Annotated in this window: 1 protein-coding gene; it reads right to left on the bottom strand. The window is 65.3% G+C overall.

Features of this window, described 5'->3' with window-relative positions; translation table 11 throughout:
• Window positions 1-1,108, bottom strand: a protein-coding gene (locus NFR49_RS10125) for an IS3 family transposase (protein WP_251159485.1) whose coding sequence is annotated in 2 segments (ribosomal slippage) — window positions 1-856 and window positions 856-1,108 — 1,109 coding nt annotated over the 2 segments. Because the reading frame shifts where the segments join, the coding sequence is not laid out codon by codon here. This gene is flagged as partial in the annotation.
• Window positions 1,109-1,229 lie beyond the last annotated feature (121 nt).

Here is a 1,229-nt window from a genome sequence, read left to right as displayed (position 1 = left end):
ATGGCAACGTGCCTGGGGGCATGCCCCCAGGCACGTTGGCCGGCGATCTCGGCGGGGGTCTTCCCGCCCAGTTTCGAGTGCGGCCTGACGTGGTTGTAATCGTGCTGCCAGGCGGCGAGCACGAACCGGGCATGGGCCAGCGACGTGAACAGCGTCTCGTTGAGGCATTCGTCCCGCAGGCGCCCGTTGAAGCTCTCGACGAAGCCGTTCTGCATCGGCTTGCCCGGCGCGATGTAATGCCACTCGACCTGACGTTCCTGCGACCAGCGCAGGATGGCCGACGAGGTCAGTTCGGTTCCGTTATCGCTGACCACCGTGTGCGGCTTGCCGCGCAGCCCGATCAGCCGCGTCAGTTCCCGAGCGACCCGCGCGCCCGACAGCGAGGTATCGGCCACCAGCGCCAAGCACTCGCGCGCGTAGTCGTCGACCACGCACAAGATGCGGAACCGCCGGCTGCACGTCAGCGTGTCGGACACGAAGTCGAGCGACCAGCGCTGGTTCGGGCCGTTCGGCAACAGCATCGGCGCCCGCGTTCCAAGCGCACGTTTGCGACCGCCGCGACGCCGGACCCGCAGATTCTCCTCGCGGTAAATGCGCCGCAGCTTCTTGTGGTTGGGCGTCATGCCCTCCCGCGCCAGCAGATAGCCCAGACGGCGATAGCCGAACCGGCGGCGTTCCGCCGCCAGCTCGCGCAGACGCGTCCGCAAGGGCGCATCATCGCCTCTCGTCGGCTGATACCGGATCACCCGGCGGCTCACGCCGACAAGACTGCACGCCCGACGCTCGCTCAGCCCGTGATGCTTACGAGCATGAGCGACGGCTTCCCGCCTAGCGTCGGGCGTCACCATTTTTTTGAGGCCAGATCCTTCAGTACGACATTGTCGAGCATCGCTTCGGCCAGCAGCTTCTTCAGCCGCGCGTTCTCGTCCTCCAGCGCCCGCAACCGCCGAGCCTCGGACACCTCCAGCCCGCCATATTTCGACTTCCACTTGTAGAACGTCGGTGAGCTGATCCCGTGGCGCCGGCACACCTCCGCCGTCGCCATACCCGCCTCCTGCTCCTTCAAGATCGCGATGATCTGCTCTTCGCTGAACCTGCTGCGCTTCATTCTCGTCCGACTCCTTTGCGTCGGACTCTACTCAAAATCGGTCACATTCCAGGGGCGCACGTCAGTTCAGGCAGGATGCTGCTCGGCGAGGACAGTCAACATTGGACCCCGATTTTCGGAG

Source organism: Caniella muris, assembly GCF_943193035.1.
Taxonomy (GTDB): domain Bacteria; phylum Actinomycetota; class Coriobacteriia; order Coriobacteriales; family Atopobiaceae; genus Granulimonas; species Granulimonas faecalis.
Note: the sequence above shows the minus strand (reverse complement) of the source record. Positions and strands in the feature narration are given on the sequence as shown.